Here is a 22,202-nt window from a genome sequence, read left to right as displayed (position 1 = left end):
CAACGCACCCAGACTCGTTTCCCGGTGCATCGTCAAACCGGGTAACGTTCTGTTAAAATCAACAGGCCCGAGGGGCGTCATAACAAATGGGAGACGGCGATGACTAGTGCGACGGATGAGGATTGGCCGCGGGACTATATCGGCTACGGCGCCAACCCACCGCATGCCCAATGGCCGGGCGGCGCGCGCGTCGCCGTTAATTTCAATCTCAACTACGAATGCGGCGGCGAGGCCAATATCCTCGACGGTGACGATGCCTCAGAAGGCATGCTCAACGACATCGGCTTTCCGCCGGTGCCCGGCAAACGCAATCCGCTAGCCGAATCAGCCTTTGAATATGGCTCGCGGGTTGGGGTGTGGCGGGTGCTGCGCATCTTCAAGAAATTCGACGTGAAGATGAGCATCCTCGGCGTTGCCACAGCTCTCGAACGCAACCCCGAAGCGACGCGTGCTTTCGTCGAAGGCGGCCATGAGATCGTCAGCCATGGCCTGCGCTGGATTGACTATCATTTTATTGCAGAGGCGGAGGAGCGCGCGCATATCCATCAGGCTGCCGCGCTCATTCAAAAAGTGGCCGGCGTCAAACCGATCGGCTGGATGACCGGGCGGCCAGGCCCCAATACGCGCCGTCTCCTAATCGAACATGGCGGCTTTCACTATGACCGCGACGCGCTGAACGACGAATTGCCCTATTGGACCACGGTCGGCGGCATGCCGCATCTGGTGATCCCCTATTCATACGAAACCAATGACAATCGCTGCGACCAGTCGAACGGCTTCGCCCAATCGGACGATTTTTATCAATATATGCGCGACGCGTTCGACCTGATGTATGAGGAAGGCGAGGACCGCCCAGGCCTGCTCTCAATTGGCCTACACGACCGCCTGATCGGACGACCAGCGCGCGCCGTCGGCTTGATCAAGCTGTTGGACCATATGCAGAGCAAGGGCGATGTGTGGTTTTGCACCGGCGCTGACGTCGCTGCCCATTGGCGGAAAACGCACCCCTACCAGGCGTGAGCGTCAGGTCGCGTCTAATTCTGCCGCCACGCTGCGGCGGATCTTTGCCGCCATGGCCGACATCCGCGTGGTCGCCACTAGGGAAAGCAGCACGCCGCCTGAAAGCGCATAAAGCCCCCAATGCAGATGGACATCAGCAATCAGGCTGAGATTGACCGCCGCCACAGCAAGCGCCATGAGGAACACGTCGAGCATCGACCAGCGCCCCAAAACCTCCGCCCGGGTGAGGTTGATGAGAAACCGTTCGCTGCGCACGTCGTGGCCGCGCCAGATGCGTAAAGCGAAGAATAACTTGGCGAGCGGTAAGAGCATGGAAAATATCAAAACCGTGAAGAACAGCAGGAACTGCCGCTGTTCTAGCAGCGCCTCCAGGGCCTGAATCACGGAGACTCGGTCCTCGAAGAAGATCAGGCGGCGCACCGTCATGATCGGCACAAGCCAGCCAGCCAGGAGAAGACCGGCGGCAGCGACGAGTGCCGCGCCGAGCAAGCGGTCGGCGCCGCGCGCCTGGGCAGCCAGTGAATTTCCGTCACGCGCGGCGAACAGCGCGCCGACTGCGGGCAATTTGAGCATGGCAGCTCCCGTTATAGCGTCGTATCGAATATGGGCATGGTCGTGCCAGATGCCAACGCCAGCGGACTACCCAACAGGCGGGCCCGCACTAGATAACGAAGCGGCTGGTCTCTTTTTTGAGGGCATAGATCAGGCTGAGCGCGGTGACGGCCGAGGTCTTGGGATTACTCGCCATCGGCTGGCCGCGCATTTCCATGATCATATGGCCGAACTTACCTTGTGCCTCGATGCGCCCACAATTGATGCTGGCGTCCGGGTCCGCCACCAAGCGCACGATGGTGTTATCAAAGCCGGCGCCGGCCATGGCGATGGTGGCGGCGAGGTTGGCATTTTGCGGATAATCGAGCGCCGCGGCTTCGGCGCGGCCTTCAAAAATTACTGTTTGTTCAGTCAGTGCATCAAGATCGAAATTTTGTTCGGCCGGAGTCCCCTTCCAAGCGTGGCTCGGCTTGGTAGATACATAGATGACATTCTCCAAACCGCCGGCGCGGAGCGCGCCCAAGCCGTCCAACCCGGCCGTGGCCCCGGCGGGCACGTGCAAGCGCGCATCGCCTTTCTCCGCCGCTGCCATCAAGCGCGCGCGATAGTCGCTCTCGGCCAGCGCGCCGGTGGCGACCACCATCAGATCGAGGCCAGCGCCAAGCACCGTTTCGCCGTACTGCCTAAGCGCCGCCTGTCCGGCGCACTCCACCACCATATCGGGCCGCGCGGCGACGACTTCTTCGGCTGAGGTGAAGACCGCCACATGCGGCGGCAATTCCTCGCGCGCTTCGGCGGCGCGCTGCGGGCGGACCAGGACCCCGGCAAGTCGAACAGGAGACTCATTATCCGCCAGCCCATCGACGATCATGCGTCCAATAGCGCCCAGCCCAATGATAACGGTTTGCATTATCCGTTCTCCGTAATCTCTAGCGAATAGGGATTAGGATGAAGCAACGATTTCAACGGTCAATAACTCTGTCCAGAAAAATATTCACCCAGCTTCGGCAGGAGTGTGCCAATTCATCAAATTATGGCGCTCGAGCCAATATTGCCGTCGCGTGGCGGATTGTAACAAACCATCGCGAATGAATTCCCGCGCGCTCGGGGGCTATAGGACTTCCTCGGCGACGAAGCGCAAGGAGTCTGTCGAGCCGCCGCTCAAAAGGAGCGACGAAACCTTGCCCTCCTTGGCGGCGTCTTTCCACACCGACAAGCGTTCCCTAATTCGCCCGGGCGGGCCGACAAGGGCGATGGCGTCGATCAGCGCTTCGGGCACCTCGGCTTCGGCTTCGGCTTTCTTGCCGGTCAGATACAGCATCTGAATTTTTTGTGCTGCTTCTTCGTAGCCCAATCGTTTGGCGTAATCATTGTAAAAATTCTTGCCCGGCGCCCCCATGCCGCCGATGTAGAGCGCGAGATAGCGCCGGATCGGCTGGCGGCAGGCTTCGATATCGTCGCCCATGGAGAGCGGCACGATTGGCGAGATTTCGAAATTGCTGAGGCCCTTGCCGCCGCCGGCCTTGGCGAATCCGGCTTCGACATCGCCTTGAAACACATCATAGCGCTCAGGCGACATGAAGATCGGAAACATGCCGTCGGCGATTTCGGCAGCGGTGCGGATGCCGGCAGGCGTTACGGCGGCAGTGAAGATTTTCAGACTCGGATCGCCGTGCAGAATGCTTTTGAGCGGCTTGCCCAATCCGCTCGCGCCAGGGCCGGTATAGGGCAGTTGATAGTGAAAGCCTTCATGGGTAACGGGCGCCTCGCGAGCGAAGATCTGACGGATGATGGATATATATTCCCGCGTCCGGGTGAGCGGGCGGCCATAGGCGACGCCGTGCCAGCCTTCGATCACCTGCGGCCCTGAGGGGCCGATGCCGAGAATAAAACGCCCGCCTGAGAGTGCCTGCAGGGTGAGCGCCGTCATCGCCGCACAGGCCGGGGTGCGTGCCGGCATCTGGATGATGCCGGTGCCGACATTGATGCGCGTGGTGCGCGCCAGGATCCACGCCGCCGGCGTAACGGCATCGGACCCATAGGCCTCCGATGTCCAAACCGAATCGAAGCCAAGCCTTTCGGCCTCAAGCACCGCATCGATATCGACAGAGAATTTGGGCCCTGAATAACCCTGAAACAAACCAAGCCGCATGACGTTTCCCTTTTCCGTGTCGATGGATTGTATAACGATGAGGGTGCATCCCGTAACCACAGAGCGAAATAATGCTGGACGCCCTGGCGCCACAGGGTGGCGCTCCCAACCGCTCAGGCCCGTCGCGCCAGGCCTATTCGGGCATATGATCGACGAATCACGCCGTCATATGCCGGAATACTGGCTGCAACGCCGCCCCGCCATGCTGCTGCGCGGCTTTAATTAGGAAATTATCTCTGGCGGGGAGTACATTGTGTCCACTAACCTGTCGGCCTAAACAGATGAAAAAATTAGATCACACTGGGAGGTATGAAATATGAAAAAATTATTTATTGGCGCGCTTGCTGCGCTTGCCCTGGCGATTGCCGGCACCTTTGGCTCGGGCGCCGTCACGGCCGAGGATTTCTCGCCGGCCATCGTCTTCGACATGGGCGGAAAATTCGACAAATCCTTTAATGAAGCCGCTTATAACGGCGCCGAAAAATTCAAAAGCGAAAGCGGCATCGAATACCGCGAATATGAAGTTACAAATCCCTCGCAGCGCGAACAGGCGATGCGCAACATGGCGCGGCGCGGCGCAACTGTCATCATAGCCATGGGTTTTGCCCAGGCGGCAGCAGTGGAAATCGTGGCGAAGGAATTTCCCGATACCAAATTCACCCTCATCGACATGGTTGTGGATTTGCCCAACGTGCAGTCCGTAATTTTCAAAGAGCATGAGGGCTCGTTCCTGGTTGGCATGGCGGCGGCACTGGCCTCGAAGACCGGCAAGGTGGGCTTCATCGGCGGTATGGACATCCCGTTGATCCGCAAATTCGCGCTGGGCTACGTCGAAGGCGCGAAATATGTGAATGCCGATATCGAGGTCTATCAGAACATGACCGGCTCGACGCCGTCGGCATGGAATGATCCGACCAAAGGCGGCGAGTTGGCGCGCAGCCAGTTCGATCGTGGCGCGGATGTGGTTTACGCGGCGGCAGGCGGCACTGGCGTCGGTGTCTATCAAGCAGCCAAGGATGCCGGCAAACTCGCCATCGGTGTCGACAGCAACCAAAACTATATTCATCCGGGCACCATGCTGACCTCGATGGTCAAGCGCGTGGATGTCGCCGTTTATGACGCTTTCATGTCAGCCAAGAACGGCACATGGCAGGGTGGATTCAAAGTTCTCGGCCTGGCCGAGGATGGTGTCGGATTTGCGCTCGATGAACATAACCGCGGTTTGGTTTCGTCCGACATGGAAATGAAAATCGAGGCGGCCCGTCAGGACATCATCGGCGGCAAGATCATGGTAACGGATTATATGTCGCAATAGGCCGAAGCGCCGCATACCTGAACACGGACGGCGGCGCTTCCAGGCGGACGGAAAGAGATAAGGAATAAGCCATGACGGCGTCGGAAGATGGGCGAGGAGCCTCGCTTTCTTCCGGCGCCGCACCGCCCGCGCTAGAGCTGATCGGCATCGAAAAATGGTTCGGTACCGTTCACGCAAACTCCAATGTCTCTGTACGTGTTGCACCCGGAACCATCCACGGCATCATAGGCGAAAATGGTGCCGGAAAATCGACCTTGATGAGTATCGTCTACGGCTATTACCGGGCCGACAGCGGCGAGATTCTAGTCAATGGTCAAAGCACAAATATCAAGGGCCCCGAGCATGCCATCGCCAGCGGCATCGGTATGGTGCATCAGCATTTTATGCTGGTGGACACGTTTACCGTGTTGGAGAACATCGTGCTCGGCGTGGAAACTGGGCGCCTGCTGGCGCCTAGCCTGGCAGCGGCACGCGGAGAATTGGAACGCCTGGAGCGCGATTACAATCTTGAAGTCGATCCCGACGCCATCGTCGGCGAACTTCCAGTCGGCGTTCAGCAACGCGTGGAAATTCTGAAGGCGCTTTACCGCGGCGCTGATATTCTCATTCTCGATGAGCCCACCGGCGTCCTCACGCCGCAAGAGGTCGATCATTTATTCCGCATCCTGGCGGCGCTGCGCGAGCAGGGCAAGACGATCATCCTGATCACCCACAAGCTGCGCGAGATCATGGCGCTGACCGACGAGGTGACCGTGATGCGCGGCGGCGAAGTGGTCGCACAGGTGGACACCGCCGAAACAACGCGCGAGCAACTAGCGGCGATGATGGTCGGTCGCACCGTCCTCTTGCAGGTCGAAAAAGCCGAAGCGCATCCGGGCGAAGCGCTGCTCGAAATCGAGGCGTTGAACGTCAATGACCGGAACGGACTACCACGCGTCAAGAATGTGAGCTTCTCGGTGCGGGCAGGTGAAATTGTCGGCATAGCCGGGGTCGCCGGAAACGGCCAATCAGAACTGCTCGAGGCGCTCGCCGGCATTCTGCCGCCAAAATCGGGCCGCATTCGCATCAAGGGCGAAGAGATTTCCGGCAGCACGGCGCGCGGCGCGCGCAATGTGCGCGCGGCCGGCGTCGGACACGTGCCGGAAGATCGCCAGCGCATGGGCCTGGTGACATCGTTCGAAGCCTGCGAATCCGGCATTCTTGGCTACCATCGGGATGGGAAGTACAACGGCAAGATCTTGATGGATTACGCTGCCGTAGTTGCCGATGTCGGCCGGCAGATGACGGAGTATGACGTGCGCCCGCCGCTGCCACGACTGCGCACCGGCGCCTTCTCCGGCGGCAACCAGCAGAAAATTGTGCTCGGCCGCGAAATGGACCGCGACCCAGATGTCCTGCTCGTGGGACAGCCGACGCGCGGCGTCGATATCGGCGCGATTGAATTTATCCACCGGCGTTTGGTCGCTATGCGCGATTCTGGCAAGGCGGTGCTTCTGGTTTCGGTCGAGCTCGACGAAATTATGTCCCTTTCCGACCGCATCTTGGTGATGTTTAACGGTGAAATCGTCGGTGAGGTGATGGTAGGTGACGCCAACGAACAGATGCTTGGCCTGATGATGGCGGGCGAGCGCCAAGCCGCGCCGCAAGCGGCCGGTCGGTGAGAAACTTGGTGAGCGCCGACTCATGAAAGGCTTTGGCGCCCCCGTTGAAGCGCCAAAGTGGGTGACCCACGTGCTGGTGCCGGCGATCAATCTGGCACTGGCACTGCTTGTGTCTGGCCTGTTGATCCTCGCACTCGGCGAAGACCCTTTCGAGGCCATATCAGTGCTCGCCCATGGCGCATTCGGCTATCCGGAGGCGATCGGCTACACGCTCTTTTACACAACCAATTTCATCTTCACCGGGCTCGCCGTCGCCATGGCGTTTCACTGCTACCTGTTCAATATCGGCGGCGAGGGCCAAGCTTATCTCGGCGGCCTCGGCGCCGGGCTGGTTGGACTCGCCATCGGCCATTGGCCCACACCCGTCGTCCTCATCGTCGGTATTCTGGCGGCAGCGTTGTTCGGCGGCATTTGGGGATTTATCCCGGGCTGGCTACAGGCCAAGCGCGGCAGCCATATCGTCATAACGACGATCATGTTCAACTTTATCGCCGCCATCCTGATGACATATCTGATGGTGGAAATCTTTATCGAGCCCGGCCAGCAAGCCGCCGAAAGCCGAGATTTCGAGTCCGGCGCCTTCATGCCTCGGGTTCACGACATCCTTGCCCGAGTCGGCATCCACGCTGGCCTGTCCCCGCTCAACCTCTCTTTCATCCTGGCGTTGATATGCTGCGTGGCTTTTTGGTTTTTTGTTTGGCGCACGCGCTGGGGCTATGAAATCCGCACCGTCGGGCAGAATGAAACCGCTGCTGTCTATGGCGGCATTCTGCCGTCGCGCGCCATTATCGTCGCCATGTGCATTTCCGGCGGCCTCGCCGGGCTGGTCGGCGTCAATGAAATTCTCGGCGCGAACCACCGTTTGCTGCTGGAATTTACCGCCGGTTACGGATTCGTCGGAATCGCCGTTGCCCTGATGGGCCGTAATCATCCCATCGGCATCTTCTTCGCGGCGCTTTTGTTCGGCGCGCTTTACCAGGGCGGAAACGATCTCGCCTTCGACATGCCGAGTATCAAACGCGAAATGGTGGTGGTGATCCAAGGCCTGGTCATTCTCTTCTCCGGCGCCTTGGAAAATATGTTCCGCCCGCGTATCGAGGCCCTGTTCACGCGCCGCCCCCGCTTTGCGCCGGCAGCGGAGTAGAACCGATCATGGGAGACCCCATCACTTTCTTCGTGCTCATGATCGACGCCATGCTCCGGGTTTCGACGCCGCTCATCCTGGTCGCGTTCGCCGGCATGTTCGCCGAGCGTTCGGGGGTCGTCGATATCGGTCTCGAAGGCAAGATGCTGGGCGCCGCTTTCGCCGCCGCGTCGGTCGCGCTGGTCACTGATTCGGCCTGGCTCGGCCTCTTCGCCGGCATCGCGGTTTCGGTCGGGCTCGCCATGATTCACGCTTTCGCCTGTGTTACCCATAACGGCAATCAGGTGGTCTCTGGCATGGCGCTCAACATCATGGTGGCCGGCCTCGGCCCGGTGCTGGCCTATAGCTGGTTCAATCAGGGCAGTCAGACGCCGATGATCTCAGAGGCCGCGCGCTTCAAGCCGATCCACCTGCCTTACGCCGACCGCCTTTCCGACGTGCCGGTCGTCGGCGAGATTTATAGTGAGCTTATCAGCGGCCACAATCTCATCGTTTATGTCGCGATGGGCATGGTGCCGCTCGCCGCTTGGTTTATATATCGCACCCGATTTGGGCTGCGCCTGCGCGCCGTCGGCGAGAATCCGGAAGCGGTTGATACCGCCGGCATCTCGGTGAGCGGCATGCGCTACCGAGCGATGATTGTGTGCGGCATTCTGTGCGGCATCGCCGGCACCTATCTCGCCATCGCCATGAACACGTTTTTTGTCCGCGACATGACTGCCGGCATGGGCTATCTCGCCCTCGCGGCTTTGATCTTCGGCAAATGGAAGCCGTTGCCGACGCTGCTCGCCTGTTTTCTCTTTGCCTTCGTGCAGGCGCTGGAGGCGCGCTTGCAGGGCGTAAGTATTCCCGGTATTGGCATCGTTCCGGTGCAAGCCATCCAGGCGCTGCCCTATGTCTTGACTGTCCTGCTGTTGGCTGGTTTCGTCGGCAAGGCAGTACCGCCGAGGGCGAGCGGCATCCCCTATGTGAAGGAAAAATGAGCGCCGACTTGAAAGATATGATCGAGCGCGCGGCGGCGGTGCGCGTGCACGCCCATGCGCCGTATTCCGGCTTTCACGTCGGCGCCTGCATCCGCGCCGAGAGCGGGCAGCTTTATGCCGGCTGCAATGTTGAAAACGCCGCCTATCCGCAAGGCCAATGCGCCGAGGCGACGGCGATCGGCGCGATGGTGAGCGCCGGCGATACCAGGATCGCGGAAATCCTGGTGATGGGCGACGGCGCACGCCTGTGCACGCCGTGCGGCGGTTGCCGTCAGCGCCTGAGCGAATTCGCTGGCTCTAAAACGCCGGTGCATGTGTGCGGCCCAGAAGGCCTGCGCCAGACGATCCCGCTCGGCGACCTGCTGCCCTTCGCATTCGCCGCCGATAACTTGGAGGATTGAATGGCACAGGACCCGCATGCGGCAGCGGAAATGATCGGCGCTAAGGCGCCCGGCTTCCACCCTCAAATCGCGCTTGTTCTTGGAACCGGAATTGGCGCTCTCGCGGAAGCCATCGAGGACGCGACGATCATCGATTACGGCGAATTGCCGGGCTTCCCCCGCTCTTCCGTGGAAGGCCATGCGGGGCGCTTGGTGCTGGGCAACTTATCCGGCGTGTCGGTGGCCTGTATGCAGGGCCGGGTACATCTCTATGAAGGCCAGCCGGCGGCGGATTTAGCGCTGCCGATCCGCGCGCTCCGCATTGCCGGTTGCGAAACCATTGTGCTCACCAACGCCGCCGGCAGCCTTAATGCAGAATTTCTGCCCGGCAACCTGATGATGCTCTCGGATCATATAAACTTGACCGGTGCGAACCCACTCATCGGCGCCAACGATGAGCGTTTCGGGCCGCGGTTTCCGGATATGACTATCGCCTATGACCGGATACTCCGACACCGCCTTGCCGCCGCCGCCGAAGCGCTTGGCATCACCTTGCATGAAGGCGTTTATCTCGCCTTGCTAGGGCCCAATTTTGAAACCCCAGCGGAAATACGTGCCTTCCGCACGCTGGGCGCAGACGCGGTCGGCATGTCGACGGTACCGGAATGCCTGGTGGCGAGGCATTGCGGCATGCGCGTCGCCGCGATCTCGACGCTGACCAACCTCGCCGCCGGCATGACCGACGAAGTGCTCAGCCACGAGCAATCCCTCGCTGTCAGCGCCGAGGCAGCCAAGGATTTAGGCCGCCTGTTGCCGGCCTTTCTTGCAAGCCTCTCGCCCGACAACAGCGGATGAGTCAGACTGAGCTGATTATGAGCGACAATGTCAGCATATTGCATGCATCCGGTGAGCACCGGCGCAATCCAGGCATGGAATTCGAACTCGAATGGCTTGAAGAACTGCGCATCAATACCAGCGCGGTGGAGCGGCGGGCCGCGAACATACCGGCACGGCGCACGGTCAAAAAGGAGTGGCAAGCGGCATGGCTGCTGAAGGCAATATCCTGCATCGACCTCACTACCCTCTCCGGCGACGACACACCGGGGCGGGTCGCCCGTCTGTGCGCCAAGGCGCGCCAGCCAGTGCGCCGCGAAATTCTCGAAGCGCTCGGCGCTGATGGCCTCGGCCTTCAGGTTGGGGCAGTCTGCGTCTATCACGCGATGATCGCGCCGGCGCGCGACGCCCTGGCCGGCAGCGGCATTGCCATCGCCGCCGTATCCGCCGGCTTTCCCGCCGGCCTTAGTGCCCCCAAGGCACGCCTGTTGGAAGTTGAAGAATCGGTCGCCGCCGGGGCCGATGAGATCGATATCGTGATCGACCGCAGTCATGCACTCAGGGGCGATTGGCGCGCCATTTACGATGAAGTGCGTGCCTATCGCCAGGCCTGCGGGCCGGCGCATTTGAAAACCATCATCGCCACCGGTGATCTCGCGACTTTGCGGAATACCGCCAAGGCGAGCCTGGTTTGCATGATGGCGGGCGCCGACTTCATCAAGACCTCGACCGGCAAGGAGGCAACCAACGCCACACCGGCGGTAAGCCTGGTGATGCTGCGCATGATCCGCGCCTATCAAGAACGCACCGGCCAACAGGTCGGCTTCAAGCCCGCCGGCGGCATCAGTACGGCCAAAGGGGTGCTCGGGTATCAATTCATGATGAAGGAAGAGCTTGGACGGCTATGGCTTGAGCCGGAGCTGTTCCGCATCGGCGCCTCGAGCCTGTTGACCGATATCGAGCGCCAGCTCGAGCACCGCGCACATGGGCGCTACGCCGCCCGCCACCGCCAGCCCATGGCCTAACGTGACCAACACCGCCGATATTTTCGCCAGCATGGACTACGGCCCGGCACCCGAGAGCTCTGCCGAAGCCGACAAATGGCTGGACGGCCATGACCGGCGCTTCGGCCTCTTTATCGGCGGCGAATGGCGCACGCCCGACTCCGGCCAAAGCTTTACCAGCTTCAATCCCGCCACCACGCGGCCGCTCGCCGAAATCGCTCAGGCGGGTGCGGCGGATATCGACGCGGCCGTCGCCGCCGCGCGCGCGGCGCAACCAGCCTGGGCCAAACTCACCGGCCACGCCCGGGCACGTTATCTCTATGCCTTGGCGCGCTTGGTGCAGCGCCATGCCCGCCTTCTCGCGGTGCTGGAAACGCTCGACAATGGCAAGCCCATCCGCGAAACCCGCGATATTGATATCCCCCTCGTCGCTCGCCATTTTTATTATCACGCCGGCTGGGCGCAGATTGCCGCGCAGGAATATCCCAATCACACCGCGCTCGGCGTCGCTGGACAGATCATCCCGTGGAACTTTCCGCTGCTGATGCTCGCCTGGAAGATCGCGCCGGCGCTGGCGACCGGCAACACGGTGGTGCTGAAACCGGCGGAATATACCAGCCTCACGGCCCTCCTCTTCGCTGAGATGTGCCAACAGGCCGGCCTTCCGCCGGGCGTGGTGAACATCGTCAGCGGCGACGGTGCGGTGGGCGAATTGATCGTCGCGCACCCGGACATCGACAAGATTGCGTTTACCGGATCCACCGAAGTCGGGCGAAGAATCCGCGACATTACCGCAGGCACAGGTAAGAAGCTCTCACTTGAGCTGGGTGGCAAATCGCCATTTATCGTCTTTGACGATGCCGATCTCGACAGCGCCGTCGAAGGTCTGGTCGATGCCATCTGGTTCAATCAGGGACAGGTGTGCTGCGCCGGCTCACGCCTGCTGGTGCAAGAGAACATCGCCGAGACCTTGCTCGCTAAAACGCGCGCCCGCATGGAGAAGCTGGTGGTCGGCGACCCGTTGGAAAAAGGCATCGATATCGGCGCCATCGTCTCGGCGCAGCAATTGACGCGCATCCGTGACCTGGTGGCGACAGGCGAACGCGAGGGCGGCAAAATTTGGCAGCCCGCAAACCCCTGCCCGGCTGAGGGCTGGTTCTATCCGCCGACGCTGATCACCGATGTGGCGCCGGCGGCGACCGTCGCCCAGGAGGAAATATTCGGCCCCGTGCTGACCGCTATGACGTTCCGCACGCCGGACGAGGCTGTGGCGCTCGCCAACAACACGCGCTATGGCTTGGCCGCCAGCGTGTGGAGTGAAAACATCAACCTCGCCCTTGATATTGCGCCGAAGCTCGCCTCCGGCACCGTATGGATCAACGCGACCAACCTGTTTGACGCGTCTTGCGGATTTGGCGGCGTCCGCGAATCGGGCTTCGGGCGCGAGGGCGGAGGTGAAGGGTTGCAGGAATATCTCCGGCCGTCCTGGCAAGCAAAATTGCCTATCTATGAAACGCCGAGTGCGCAACCGCAGCCGCGCGCGCCACAGCCAAGCGCGGAATTGCCACTCGATCGCACCGCCAAGCTCTATATCGGCGGCAATCAGAAGCGCCCGGATTCAGGTTATAGCGCGCCGGTTTGCGCAGCCGAAGGCGCGCTCTTGGGAGAGGTCGCGGCAGGCAACCGCAAGGATATCCGCGACGCAGTCGAAGCGGCACAGAAGGCCGCTGGCTGGAGCAAAGCGAACGCCCACAACCGCGCCCAGGTGCTCTATTACATCGCCGAGAACTTGGAAGCCCGGGCGAGCGAATTCCGCGCCCGCCTGATCACCATGACCGGCGCGTCACGCAGCCAGGCAGCGCGTGAGGTGCGCACATCGGTGTCACGGCTTTTCGCCGCTGCAGCATGGGCCGATAAATATGAGGGCACGGTGCACCAGCCACCCATGCGCGGCATCGCGCTGGCGCTGCACGAACCGCTCGGCGTGATTGGCATCGCCTGCCCGGACGAGCAACCGCTCCTGGCATTCCTGTCCCTGGCTGCGCCGGCGCTGGCGATGGGCAACCGAGTGGTCGCCGTTCCGTCAGAACGCTATCCGCTCTCGGCCACCGATCTCTATCAAGTGCTCGATACCTCCGACCTGCCGGGCGGCGCGCTCAATATCGTCACCGGCGCACGCGACGAGCTGGCACTTGTGCTGGCCGAACATGATGACGTGGACGCGATCTGGTATTTTGGTTCGGCGGCGGGCAGTGCTGCGGTGGAACGCGCCTCGGCAGGTAATTTGAAACGCGTCTGGAGCGATCATGGGCGGCGGCGTGATTGGTTATCTGACCGCCAGTGCGAGGGCCGGGAAGTACTGCGCCACGCAGTTAACGTCAAAAATGTTTGGGCGCCCTACGGCGAATGAAAATGAAACAAGCTGGGTATTTGCCTCAGGAAATCATCCGCAACAAGCGCGACGGCGCGGAGCTGAGCGATGGTGAAATCGAATTCATGGTCGCCGGGCTGACGTCAGGCGCGATTTCGGAAGGCCAAATCGCCGCCTTCGCCATGGCGGTATTCTTCAACGGCATGAACATGACCGAGCGGGTGGCGCTGACCCGGGCCATGACCCATTCCGGGACGGTGCTTGACTGGTCCGATGCCGGCTTCGACGGCCCGGTTCTGGACAAACATTCGTCCGGCGGCATCGGCGACAAAGTAAGCCTGATTCTAGCGCCGATCATGGCCGCCTGCGGCGCCGCCGTGCCGATGATTTCGGGCCGTGGACTGGGCCATTCCGGCGGCACACTCGACAAGCTGGATTCGATTCCCGGTTACGCCACCACGCCCGATCTCGATACATTGCGACAAACAGTCAAACGGGCAGGCTGCGCGATCATCGGCCAGACTGCGGAGCTCGCCCCGGCGGACGGTCGCCTTTATGCCATCCGCGATGTAACGGCCACGGTCGAATCGCTCTCCCTGATTACCGCCTCGATTCTTTCCAAGAAACTCGCGGCTGGCCTAGACGGCCTGGTTATGGATGTAAAATACGGCACCGGCGCCTTCGCCGCCCGCTTTGAAGATGCGCTGGAATTGGCCGAGAGCATCGTTTCCGTCGCCAACGGCGCTGGCCTTTCTTGCGCGGCATTGCTCACAGACATGAACCAATGCCTTGGGCGCAGCGCCGGCAACGCCTTGGAAGTTCAGGAAGCCATCGATCATCTAAGCGGCGCAGCGCACGACGAACGCCTGCTCGATGTCACCCTGTCCCTTGCGGGAGAAATACTCGCGATCGGCGGCTTAAGCAAAAGCGCCGAGGACGGCCGCGCACAGGCCGACCGGGTCTTAAGTTCAGGCCAGGCGGCGGAACATTTTGCCCGCATGGTGGCTGCATTGGGCGGCCCCGCTGACATCATGGAACAGGCAGTCAAATATCTTCCCACCGCGCCCGTCGCAGAGTGTCTTGCACCGGCCCGGGCTGGCATCGTCACGGCGGTGGATGCGCGCGCGCTCGGCCTCGCGATCATCGATCTCGGCGGCGGACGGCGGCGCGTCGAAGACAGTATCGACTATGCGGTGGGCCTATCAGAAGTCGCCGCTATCGGTGAAGCAGTCGGGCCGGACCGCCCGCTTTGTGTCATTCATGCCGCGAGCGTTGCCGACGCAGAGCGCGCCGGTGCGACCGTTCGCGCCGCCGTCACCATCGGCGACAAAGCGCCACTGCCGGCACCAACAGTGCGCCAGCGCATCGGACCGTCAGGTGCGTAAAACCCACCAGCGCCGTCCGGTGGGTAGAACCCGCAAGCCATGAGCCGCGCCTTCGTTCTGGTCATGGATTCGTTGGGTCTGGGCGGGGCAGCGGACGCCGAAGCATTCGGCGATAGCGGCGCCGATACGTTGCGCCATATTGCTGAGAAACGGGCGCTTGAAATACCCAATCTGATGCGCCTTGGCCTCGGCGCGGCGGCGCAGAAAAGCAGCGGCGAATCGTTGCCGAACGTGCCGGCAGACGGTCCGATCTCGGGCGCTCATGGCGCGGCGCAAGAGAAGAGCGCCGGCAAGGACACACCGAGCGGCCATTGGGAAATGGCGGGCGTGCCGGTGTGGACCGACTGGGGCTATTTCCCGCGTGAGATACCTTGCTTCCCCGCCGACCTGACCGAGGCCTTGATCACCCGTGCCGGCCTCCCCGGTGTGATCGGAAATTGCCATGCCTCGGGCACGGAAATTATTGCTGAATTGGGCGACGCGCATATGGCGAGCGGCAAGCCCATCGTCTATACCTCCGCCGATTCAGTATTTCAGATCGCCGCGCATGAGGAGAGCTTCGGCCTCAAGCGCCTTCTTGAAATTTGCATCATCGCCCGGGAATTGGTGGATGAATATAATGTTGGGCGCGTCATCGCCCGGCCGTTCGTCGGATCGTCGGGAAGCTTCACGCGTACCGGCAACCGGCGCGATTATTCGCTGCCGCCGCCAGCACCTACCCTCCTCGACCGCTTCACCGGGGCTGGCGGCGCGGTGGTTTCGATCGGCAAGATCGGTGATATTTTCGCCCATCACGGCACCGGCCGGATCATCAAGGCAAACGGCAATGCCGAGCTTTGGCAGAAAACACTAGAGATCGCTGGCGGCAGTGAAAATGCGCTCCTGTCGCTGACCAATTTCGTCGATTTCGACACGCTCTTCGGCCACCGCCGCGACATCGAAGGCTACGCCGCGGCGCTCGAAGCCTTCGACCGGGCGCTGCCCGATTTCGAAGCGCTACTGCGCCCGGGCGATTTGGCGATCATCACCGCAGACCATGGCTGCGATCCGAGCTGGCGCGGCAGTGATCACACACGTGAGAATGTGCCCGTGCTTGCATTTGGACCGGGCGTGCATCCGGCGGCGCTGGGATTGCGCGAGAGTTTCGCTGACATCGGCCAGACCGTGGCCGGCCATCTCGGCCTGACGCCGCTTGCCCACGGCCAATCTTTTCTCACCGAAATCAATGCGCCAATATAGATCCTAACTCGCCAGGCGGTTTCCCACAGCCCAAATGGAACGACCAACCGGGGTGCCTGTCACATTTCGGCCAGCGCCCCCGCGCGCCCGAGCTTATGCGAGGTGAGCCAAGGCCGCGGAGGCGGCCGCCCGGCGCTTGAGGGGCCTCACAAAGAAAATTAGCAATCGAGCGTGTTATCGCGCTCCCATTGCGAAAGCGAGCCGGCATAATCGTTCCACTGTCTGTTTTTCAGCTTCACATAGCTGTCGATAAAAGATTCGCCGAAGCCGTCACGTAGGTTCTTGTCCTTGTCGGTCAGGCGGATGGCGTCGAGCAGGTTGAGCGGCAGTTTACGCAAACCGCGAACCTTGTGGCCGTCGGTATAGAGATTGATGTCGATGCGCTTGCCGGGATCGCGCTTGTTGTTGATGCCGTCGAGGCCGGCCACGAGGATACCGGCCTGCAACAAATAGGGATTGGCGGCGCCGTCCATCAGGCGCAACTCAATGCGCCCGGCATCGGGAATGCGCACCATGGTCGAGCGATTGTTGCCGCCGTAAGCGATGGAGTTGGGCGACCAGGTGGCGCCAGAGGAAGTAACCGGCGCGTTGATGCGCTTGTAGCTGTTGACGGTCGGATTCCAAATCGAACACATGGCCGCAGCGTTCTGCAGAATTCCCGCAAGAAAATTATAGGCCAGGCTGGACAGACCAAGTTCGCCCTTGGCGTCGTGAAACAGATTCTTGCGCCCGGTGTTGTCCCACAGCGAGACATGCGCGTGGCAGCCATTGCCGGTTAGATTGGCGAAGGGCTTGGGCATGAACGTCGCGCGCATGCCGTGGTTTTCGGCAATGGTACGGGTCATGAATTTGAAAAAGACGTGGCGGTCGGCGGTCTTGAGGGCATCATCATAGTCCCAGTTCATCTCGAACTGGCCGTTGGCGTCTTCATGATCGTTCTGGTAGGGCCCCCAGCCGAGCGCCGTCATGCTGTCGCAGATTTCGGTGATGACGTCATAGCGCCGCATCAGCGCGGACTGGTCGTAACATGGCTTGCCCTGGGTATCGAACGGATCCGACAAATCGCCACCATCGGGCGTGAGGAGGAAAAATTCCGCTTCGACCCCGGTTTTCATGCGGCAACCGAGTTTGGCCGCTTTGGCGAGCTGGTTCTTGAGCATGACGCGCGGCGTATCTGCCATCTCGGCGCCGTTCATCCAGCAATCTCCGGCGAGCCAGCCGACTTCCGGCTTCCACGGCAGAATCACCAGGCTGTCGGCATCGGGAATCACCAGCATGTCTGGATCGGCGGGCGTGCTGTCGAGCCAAGCCGCGAACGCGGCGAAACCTGCGCCATTCTTCTGCATGCCGCCGATCGCCGACGCCGGCACCAGCTTGGCGCGCAGGACGCCAAAATAATCAACAAAACTGATCAGGAAATATTCGAGCTTCCGCTCCTTGGCGATCTTCGCCAGGTCTGCCGCCATGTCGTCACCCTGTTTTTCTAGCTTGTGGACAAATTGATTTTTCGCCGGACGAATGCGAGTCCTACTCGCGTCCCTGTACCCACAATAGCCGTTATTTTCTGGGAATCCAGTCGGTTCCGGCGAGCGACTCTCTGGCCATAGTCGCCGATTCTATGGTGAGCGTCGCCAGAACCCCGGCTTCGAGATTACGGATGTGCGATTCGCTGTTGGCGCCCTTGCTGCTTTCTAACTCAAGCACCATTGCACTCAGATAATTGCGCGCCGGGCGCCCGCCACGCTCGAGATATGGATGCGTGTTCCTTTGCATGGTTTCTCAAATATTGGCAAAATAAGGCTCTCTACAGGAAAGAAAACCGCGTTAATTTGTGTAAAATATTTTCACGGCTGCGCGCATAGGCGGTATAGATTAATGTGGATCAGCCACCACGACTCTTATGGCTGAGAATGGGAATACCGGGATGTTTAAGGAACAAGGCGACAAAGTCGCCGGGTTCGAATCGCCGGTGGAACGCGTCAAACGCGTTAACCGGCTAGAGATGTGTATTGGGCGCGAAGTTCGGCAACTGCGCCAAAAGCACAATATGACCGTGACAGAGCTTGCAGAATTGGCGAGCCTTTCTTCTGGCATGCTGTCAAAGATCGAAAACGGCCTGACATCGCCTTCCCTCGCGACGCTGCAATCTCTCGCTTCGGCACTCAACGTATCGGTCACTGCGCTGATGCGCCGCTTCGAGGAACGCAGCGATGCGACCTTCGTGCCAGCCGGCGGCGGCCTCAAAATCCAGCGCCGCGGCACGCGCGCCGGGCATGAATATCGTGTGCTTGGCCATTCGCTCGGCGAAGAAATCACCATGGAGCCTTTCGTCATCACGCTGACCGACAAATCGGAAGTGTTTCCCGACTTCGAACATCCGGGCACCGAGTTTCTCTACATGCTGGAAGGCCGCATGGACTATCACCATAGCGGCGCGACCTACGCCATGGGCCCGGGCGATTCGCTGTTCTTCGATGCCGAAGCGGCGCATGGGCCGGAGAATCTGATTGAAACGCCGATCCGCTTCGTCTGCGTGATCGTATATTCGGCCGTACGCGCCTAACCCCACCCGTCGCGCGCGGCTTCATGGCATGGGGTTATTTTCACAGCCCTGGGCGTGACGTGGGCGTGACGTGGGCGTGACGGTGCAGGAACCGCGGCATCATCCGCAGCCGCTGCAACGGGTCGTTTTCAAATTACTCCAGGGAAAACGTTCCGCAACCCTACCCGCCAATTCGTCCGCACCCAGGCAACATTTGAATGCGCCGAATCCTGGGAAGAGCGCCGAAGATAACCTGGGCCCAAGTCAACATTGTTGTCTGATTTTCAAGTAATTTGGCCGCCGTTAGGCCTTCGGTCCGAGTTTTCCCGATTTGCCGGCACCGGGCGCCGGAGCGGCATCGCCATCGAGCGGCCAACGAGCCCGAGGCACGGCATCAAGACCGTCCTGGAGCCCGCAGCCGAGACGCTCGATACCCGCCCAGGCAATCATCGCCGCATTGTCAGTGCACAGGGCGATCGGCGGCACCGCGAGGGTGAGGCCATTTTCCGTCGCCAAAGTTTTGAGACGGGTGCGCAACAGGCTGTTCGCCGCCACGCCGCCGGCCGCGACGAGGGAACGGCCGCCGGGGTGCGCCGCCTGGAATTGGCGGATGGCGTTCCGTCCGCGGTCGATCACCACATCGGCTACCGCCTGTTGAAAGGAAGCCGCAAGATCAGCGCGGATGGCGTCATCGAGACGGCCCTCCAGGGCTCGCACTTTGTGCAACAACGCGGTCTTCAGTCCTGAGAAAGAGAAATCACAACCCTTGCGGCCCTTTAACGGGCGCGGGAGGTCATAGCGCGTGCCATCGCCATCCCGGGCAGCACGTTCGATCGCCGGCCCGCCGGGATAGCCAAGGCCAAGGAGCTTGGCCGCCTTATCGAAGGCTTCGCCGGCGGCATCGTCAATTGTGGTGCCAAGGCGCTGGTATCGCCCGACACCCTCGACGATCAAAAATTGGCAGTGCCCGCCGGAGACCAACAATAGAAGATAGGGAAATTGCAATTCCGCATCGCTCAGTCGGGCGCTCAATGCGTGTCCTTCGAGATGATTGACGGCAGCCAGCGGCACATTATGCACGGCGGCCACGGCCTTGCCGGTCATCAAGCCAACCATGACCGCGCCGATCAAGCCAGGGCCGGCAGTCGCCGCAACGCCATCAAGATCGGCGAAATTCACGCCGGCATCCTTCATAGCGCGAGCGATCACGCCATCGAGATGCTCGATATGGCTGCGCGCCGCGATCTCGGGCACGATGCCGCCATAGGGCGCGTGCTCGTCGAGCTGCGATAGCACCACATTGGCGCAAATCTCACGCTTATCGGTAACCAGCGCCGCTGCCGTCTCGTCACAACTTGTCTCAATACCGAGGATCAGCATGGATTAGGCCGGGAGCCGGACTCTGGCCCTATTCGTGAGTCTCGCTACGGAACGATTTGGAGACGATCTGCCACCGGCCGTCGAGCTTCAGAAGGGTCAAATAGTCGGTAAAATAACGTGGTGGGACGGCGCAGTTGAGCTTGGCAATTGCCGTCGTCTCGTCGGACATGTCGATCGAGATAATGCGATCGTGGCGCGACAATCCCTGACTCTTCGGCGACGGGCGCCCCTTCACGACTTCAAACCATTTTTCACGCGACCAATCGAGAAACTCTCCGCCTGAATTGGAAAACAGATGGCTTACGGGGTGAAAAACGCTGCCAAGCTTTTCCGTATCGCCCTCGTACAGGCCGTCTAAATATGTCCAAAGGGCGCTAGAAATATCGTTGTAATTTTTATCCATGGGCTGTTCCTCATATTTTAATGTTCTGCACCAGCGGCGCCCATAGTGCTTCCCGTATGGCCCTGTGGTCCAGCGCCAAATTGCCTTTCTCCCCGCCTCCCGTGTATGAAGACGAAAGACATGGAAGGGAGCCATTCGGCGTGACAATCGGCTTGCCGCTCAAAATTGGTACTAGAGGAAGCCCGCTCGCCCTCGCTCAGGCGAACGATGTGCGCGCCCGCCTGGCCGCCGCCCATGGCGAACTGGCGGAAACGGGCGCCATCGAGACGCATATCATCAAAACCAGCGGCGACAAATTTATCGACCGACCACTCGCCGATATCGGCGGTAAAGGGCTCTTCACCAAGGAGATTGAGGAGGCGCTCAGCGCCGGCGCCATCGATGTTGCGGTGCACTCGATGAAGGATGTGCCGACCTGGTTGCCGAATGGCTTGGAAATTTCTTGTATTTTGCTGCGCGAGGACCCGTGGGATGCCCTCATCGGTGACGGTCTATCCGGTCTCGCGGACCTACCCAAAGGCGGGCGCGTCGGCACGGCGTCGCTACGCCGGCGCGCGCAGCTCTTGAGTCTTCGGCCCGATCTCGAGATTACTTTGCTGCGCGGCAATGTGGCGACCCGGGTACGCAAAGTGGCGGAGGGTGATATTGATGCGACGCTATTGGCGGTGGCCGGCTTAAAGCGGCTCGATTGCGCCGAGCATATCGCCGCCGTTTTGTCACCCGAGGAGATGTTGCCCGCCGTCGCGCAAGGCGCCATCGGCGTCGAATGCCGCACCGATGATAGCCGCGTCCTGACCTTTCTCGCGGCGCTCAATGACAGCGAAAGCGCCCAACGCGTTGCCGCTGAGCGCGCCCTGCTCGCGGCGCTCGATGGCTCCTGCCGCACCCCCATCGCGGCGCTGGCAGAAATCACTGCGGGCGAGCGCCTCTATCTCCGCGCACTGATCGCACGGCCCGACGGCAAAACAATTCATCGTGCCGAGCGCGAAGGCCTGGCGGCGGATGGCATCGCCATGGGAATTGATGCCGGCGCGGAATTGCGCGCTGCCGGTGGCGCAGACTTTTTCACCGATTGACGCATTTGATGCTGCCCCTGGCTTTACTCACCCGTCCTCGCCCAGATTCGGAAACACTGGCAGCGCTGCTGCGGGATCGAGGCGTGGCGAGTCTGATCGAGCCGGTAATCGACATACTTCCGCTCGAGAACGCCGCCCTGCCGAATCTGGATAAGATGCAGGCGCTGTTGTTGACCAGCGCCAATGGGGTGCGGGCGTTGACCCGGCTGTTGGGGCCACCGCCGGAGGCTCGGCATATCGCGCTGCTTACAGTCGGCGCCGCGAGCGCCGAGGCGGCGCGCCTGGCGGGCTTCCAAAATGTGCATTCGGCTGGCGGCGATGTCGACGCTCTCGCAGCGCTGGCCATGGCGCGGCTCAACCCGGCGGGCGGACCGCTGCTGCATGTGGCGGGGACCAAGGTGGCCGGCGATCTCGCGGCCATGCTTGAAAACCACGGCTTTGAGGTCCGTCGCGAGCGCATTTATGAGGCGCGTACGCGCGTTCGGCTCTCGCCCGAAGCGCAGCAGGCACTCGCAAACGACAAAATCGACATGGTTTTGTTTTTCTCTCCCCGCAGTGCCCGCGCCTTTGCTAAGCTATCGTGCGCGGCGGCCGTGGATTCGGCGCTCGCGCAGGTGACCGCGATCTGCCTGAGCGCCGCGGTGGCAGAAGCGCTGTCCGGGGTGACGTGGCGCCGCGTGCGTACCGCGCCCGAGCCTGAGCAAGCGGCACTGCTCAATGAAGTAGTGCGAGAAATCAACGTGGCCGAACATGGCCGATAA

Annotated in this window: 21 protein-coding genes; 14 read left to right on the top strand and 7 right to left on the bottom strand. The window is 61.1% G+C overall.

Translation table 11 applies throughout. The features are described 5' to 3' along the window. The first annotated feature begins 99 nt into the window (after positions 1-99). Positions 100-1,020 (top strand): polysaccharide deacetylase family protein, encoded by a 921-nt coding sequence (locus O3A94_03400; GenBank protein MDA1355295.1) that lies wholly within the window; start codon positions 100-102, stop codon positions 1,018-1,020. Between the two features lie 3 nt (positions 1,021-1,023). Here O3A94_03400 and O3A94_03395 read toward each other — a convergent pair whose 3' ends face one another. The 3 genes from O3A94_03395 to O3A94_03385 form a co-directional block, all read right to left on the bottom strand. Then, the gene (locus tag O3A94_03395) at positions 1,024-1,593 is read right to left on the bottom strand and encodes a paraquat-inducible protein A (protein ID MDA1355294.1); all 570 of its coding nucleotides are present in this window, start codon (positions 1,591-1,593) and stop codon (positions 1,024-1,026) included. Positions 1,594-1,681: 88 nt separating this feature from the next. Then, on the bottom strand, positions 1,682-2,482 hold the full coding sequence (locus O3A94_03390; protein MDA1355293.1) for an aspartate dehydrogenase: 801 nt from the start codon (positions 2,480-2,482) through the stop codon (positions 1,682-1,684). Between the two features lie 201 nt (positions 2,483-2,683). Further along, the gene (locus O3A94_03385) at positions 2,684-3,724 is read right to left on the bottom strand and encodes an LLM class F420-dependent oxidoreductase (protein MDA1355292.1); all 1,041 of its coding nucleotides are present in this window, start codon (positions 3,722-3,724) and stop codon (positions 2,684-2,686) included. A 316-nt stretch (positions 3,725-4,040) separates the two neighbouring features. Here O3A94_03385 and O3A94_03380 point away from each other — a divergent pair, with 316 nt between their 5' ends. The 10 genes from O3A94_03380 to O3A94_03335 all read left to right on the top strand — a co-directional run bounded on the left by O3A94_03380 (position 4,041) and on the right by O3A94_03335 (position 16,040). Further along, entirely contained in the window at positions 4,041-5,039 is a 999-nt protein-coding gene (locus tag O3A94_03380) for a BMP family ABC transporter substrate-binding protein (GenBank protein ID MDA1355291.1), read from the top strand. A gap of 71 nt (positions 5,040-5,110) precedes the next feature. Next, positions 5,111-6,700, top strand: a complete 1,590-nt coding sequence (locus O3A94_03375) for an ABC transporter ATP-binding protein (GenBank protein MDA1355290.1) — start codon at positions 5,111-5,113, stop codon at positions 6,698-6,700. 22 nt (positions 6,701-6,722) lie between these two features. Continuing rightward, on the top strand, positions 6,723-7,844 hold the full coding sequence (locus tag O3A94_03370; protein MDA1355289.1) for an ABC transporter permease: 1,122 nt from the start codon (positions 6,723-6,725) through the stop codon (positions 7,842-7,844). 8 nt (positions 7,845-7,852) lie between these two features. Beyond that, positions 7,853-8,827 (top strand): ABC transporter permease, encoded by a 975-nt coding sequence (locus O3A94_03365; GenBank protein ID MDA1355288.1) that lies wholly within the window; start codon positions 7,853-7,855, stop codon positions 8,825-8,827. Continuing rightward, positions 8,824-9,228, top strand: coding sequence for a cytidine deaminase (locus tag O3A94_03360; GenBank protein MDA1355287.1), 405 nt, complete (start codon positions 8,824-8,826; stop codon positions 9,226-9,228). Before O3A94_03365 ends, O3A94_03360 begins: the two co-directional genes overlap by 4 nt. Then, entirely contained in the window at positions 9,229-10,062 is an 834-nt protein-coding gene (locus tag O3A94_03355; GenBank protein ID MDA1355286.1) for a purine-nucleoside phosphorylase, read from the top strand. A 17-nt stretch (positions 10,063-10,079) separates the two neighbouring features. Then, entirely contained in the window at positions 10,080-11,066 is a 987-nt protein-coding gene (gene deoC, locus O3A94_03350) for a deoxyribose-phosphate aldolase (GenBank protein ID MDA1355285.1), read from the top strand. Continuing rightward, positions 11,026-13,455 carry an aldehyde dehydrogenase family protein gene (locus O3A94_03345; GenBank protein ID MDA1355284.1) on the top strand — a complete coding sequence of 810 codons (2,430 nt, stop codon included), beginning with the start codon at positions 11,026-11,028 and terminating at the stop codon, positions 13,453-13,455. The genes deoC and O3A94_03345 overlap by 41 nt, the downstream gene beginning before the upstream one ends. Then, positions 13,452-14,801, top strand: coding sequence for a thymidine phosphorylase (deoA, locus tag O3A94_03340; GenBank protein ID MDA1355283.1), 1,350 nt, complete (start codon positions 13,452-13,454; stop codon positions 14,799-14,801). Before O3A94_03345 ends, deoA begins: the two co-directional genes overlap by 4 nt. 39 nt (positions 14,802-14,840) lie before the next feature. Continuing rightward, the gene (locus tag O3A94_03335; protein MDA1355282.1) at positions 14,841-16,040 is read left to right on the top strand and encodes a phosphopentomutase; all 1,200 of its coding nucleotides are present in this window, start codon (positions 14,841-14,843) and stop codon (positions 16,038-16,040) included. Between the two features lie 158 nt (positions 16,041-16,198). Here O3A94_03335 and glnT read toward each other — a convergent pair whose 3' ends face one another. After that, a complete protein-coding gene (glnT, locus tag O3A94_03330; GenBank protein MDA1355281.1) occupies positions 16,199-17,506 on the bottom strand; it encodes a type III glutamate--ammonia ligase in 1,308 nt (435 codons plus the stop codon). 91 nt (positions 17,507-17,597) lie between these two features. Further along, on the bottom strand, positions 17,598-17,813 hold the full coding sequence (locus tag O3A94_03325) for a hypothetical protein (GenBank protein ID MDA1355280.1): 216 nt from the start codon (positions 17,811-17,813) through the stop codon (positions 17,598-17,600). Positions 17,814-17,964: 151 nt separating this feature from the next. Here O3A94_03325 and O3A94_03320 point away from each other — a divergent pair, with 151 nt between their 5' ends. Then, complete coding sequence (locus tag O3A94_03320; protein ID MDA1355279.1) at positions 17,965-18,603, top strand: XRE family transcriptional regulator; 639 nt, start codon at positions 17,965-17,967, stop codon at positions 18,601-18,603. Positions 18,604-18,885: 282 nt separating this feature from the next. On the opposite strand, the gene tsaD is transcribed toward O3A94_03320, so the two are convergent. Next, a complete protein-coding gene (gene tsaD, locus O3A94_03315; GenBank protein MDA1355278.1) occupies positions 18,886-19,962 on the bottom strand; it encodes a tRNA (adenosine(37)-N6)-threonylcarbamoyltransferase complex transferase subunit TsaD in 1,077 nt (358 codons plus the stop codon). Between the two features lie 28 nt (positions 19,963-19,990). Further along, positions 19,991-20,365 (bottom strand): nuclear transport factor 2 family protein, encoded by a 375-nt coding sequence (locus O3A94_03310; protein ID MDA1355277.1) that lies wholly within the window; start codon positions 20,363-20,365, stop codon positions 19,991-19,993. Between the two features lie 140 nt (positions 20,366-20,505). Between O3A94_03310 and hemC the strand changes: the two genes are divergently transcribed. Together hemC and O3A94_03300 are read left to right on the top strand one after the other, a co-directional pair. Then, the gene (hemC, locus tag O3A94_03305; GenBank protein MDA1355276.1) at positions 20,506-21,441 is read left to right on the top strand and encodes a hydroxymethylbilane synthase; all 936 of its coding nucleotides are present in this window, start codon (positions 20,506-20,508) and stop codon (positions 21,439-21,441) included. Between the two features lie 8 nt (positions 21,442-21,449). After that, entirely contained in the window at positions 21,450-22,202 is a 753-nt protein-coding gene (locus O3A94_03300) for a uroporphyrinogen-III synthase (protein ID MDA1355275.1), read from the top strand.

This window comes from Pseudomonadota bacterium (assembly GCA_027624955.1).
Lineage (GTDB): Bacteria > Pseudomonadota > Alphaproteobacteria > UBA828 > UBA828 > PTKB01.
The sequence above is the reverse complement of the archived record's forward strand: the minus strand, read 5'-3'. Positions and strand labels throughout refer to the sequence as shown.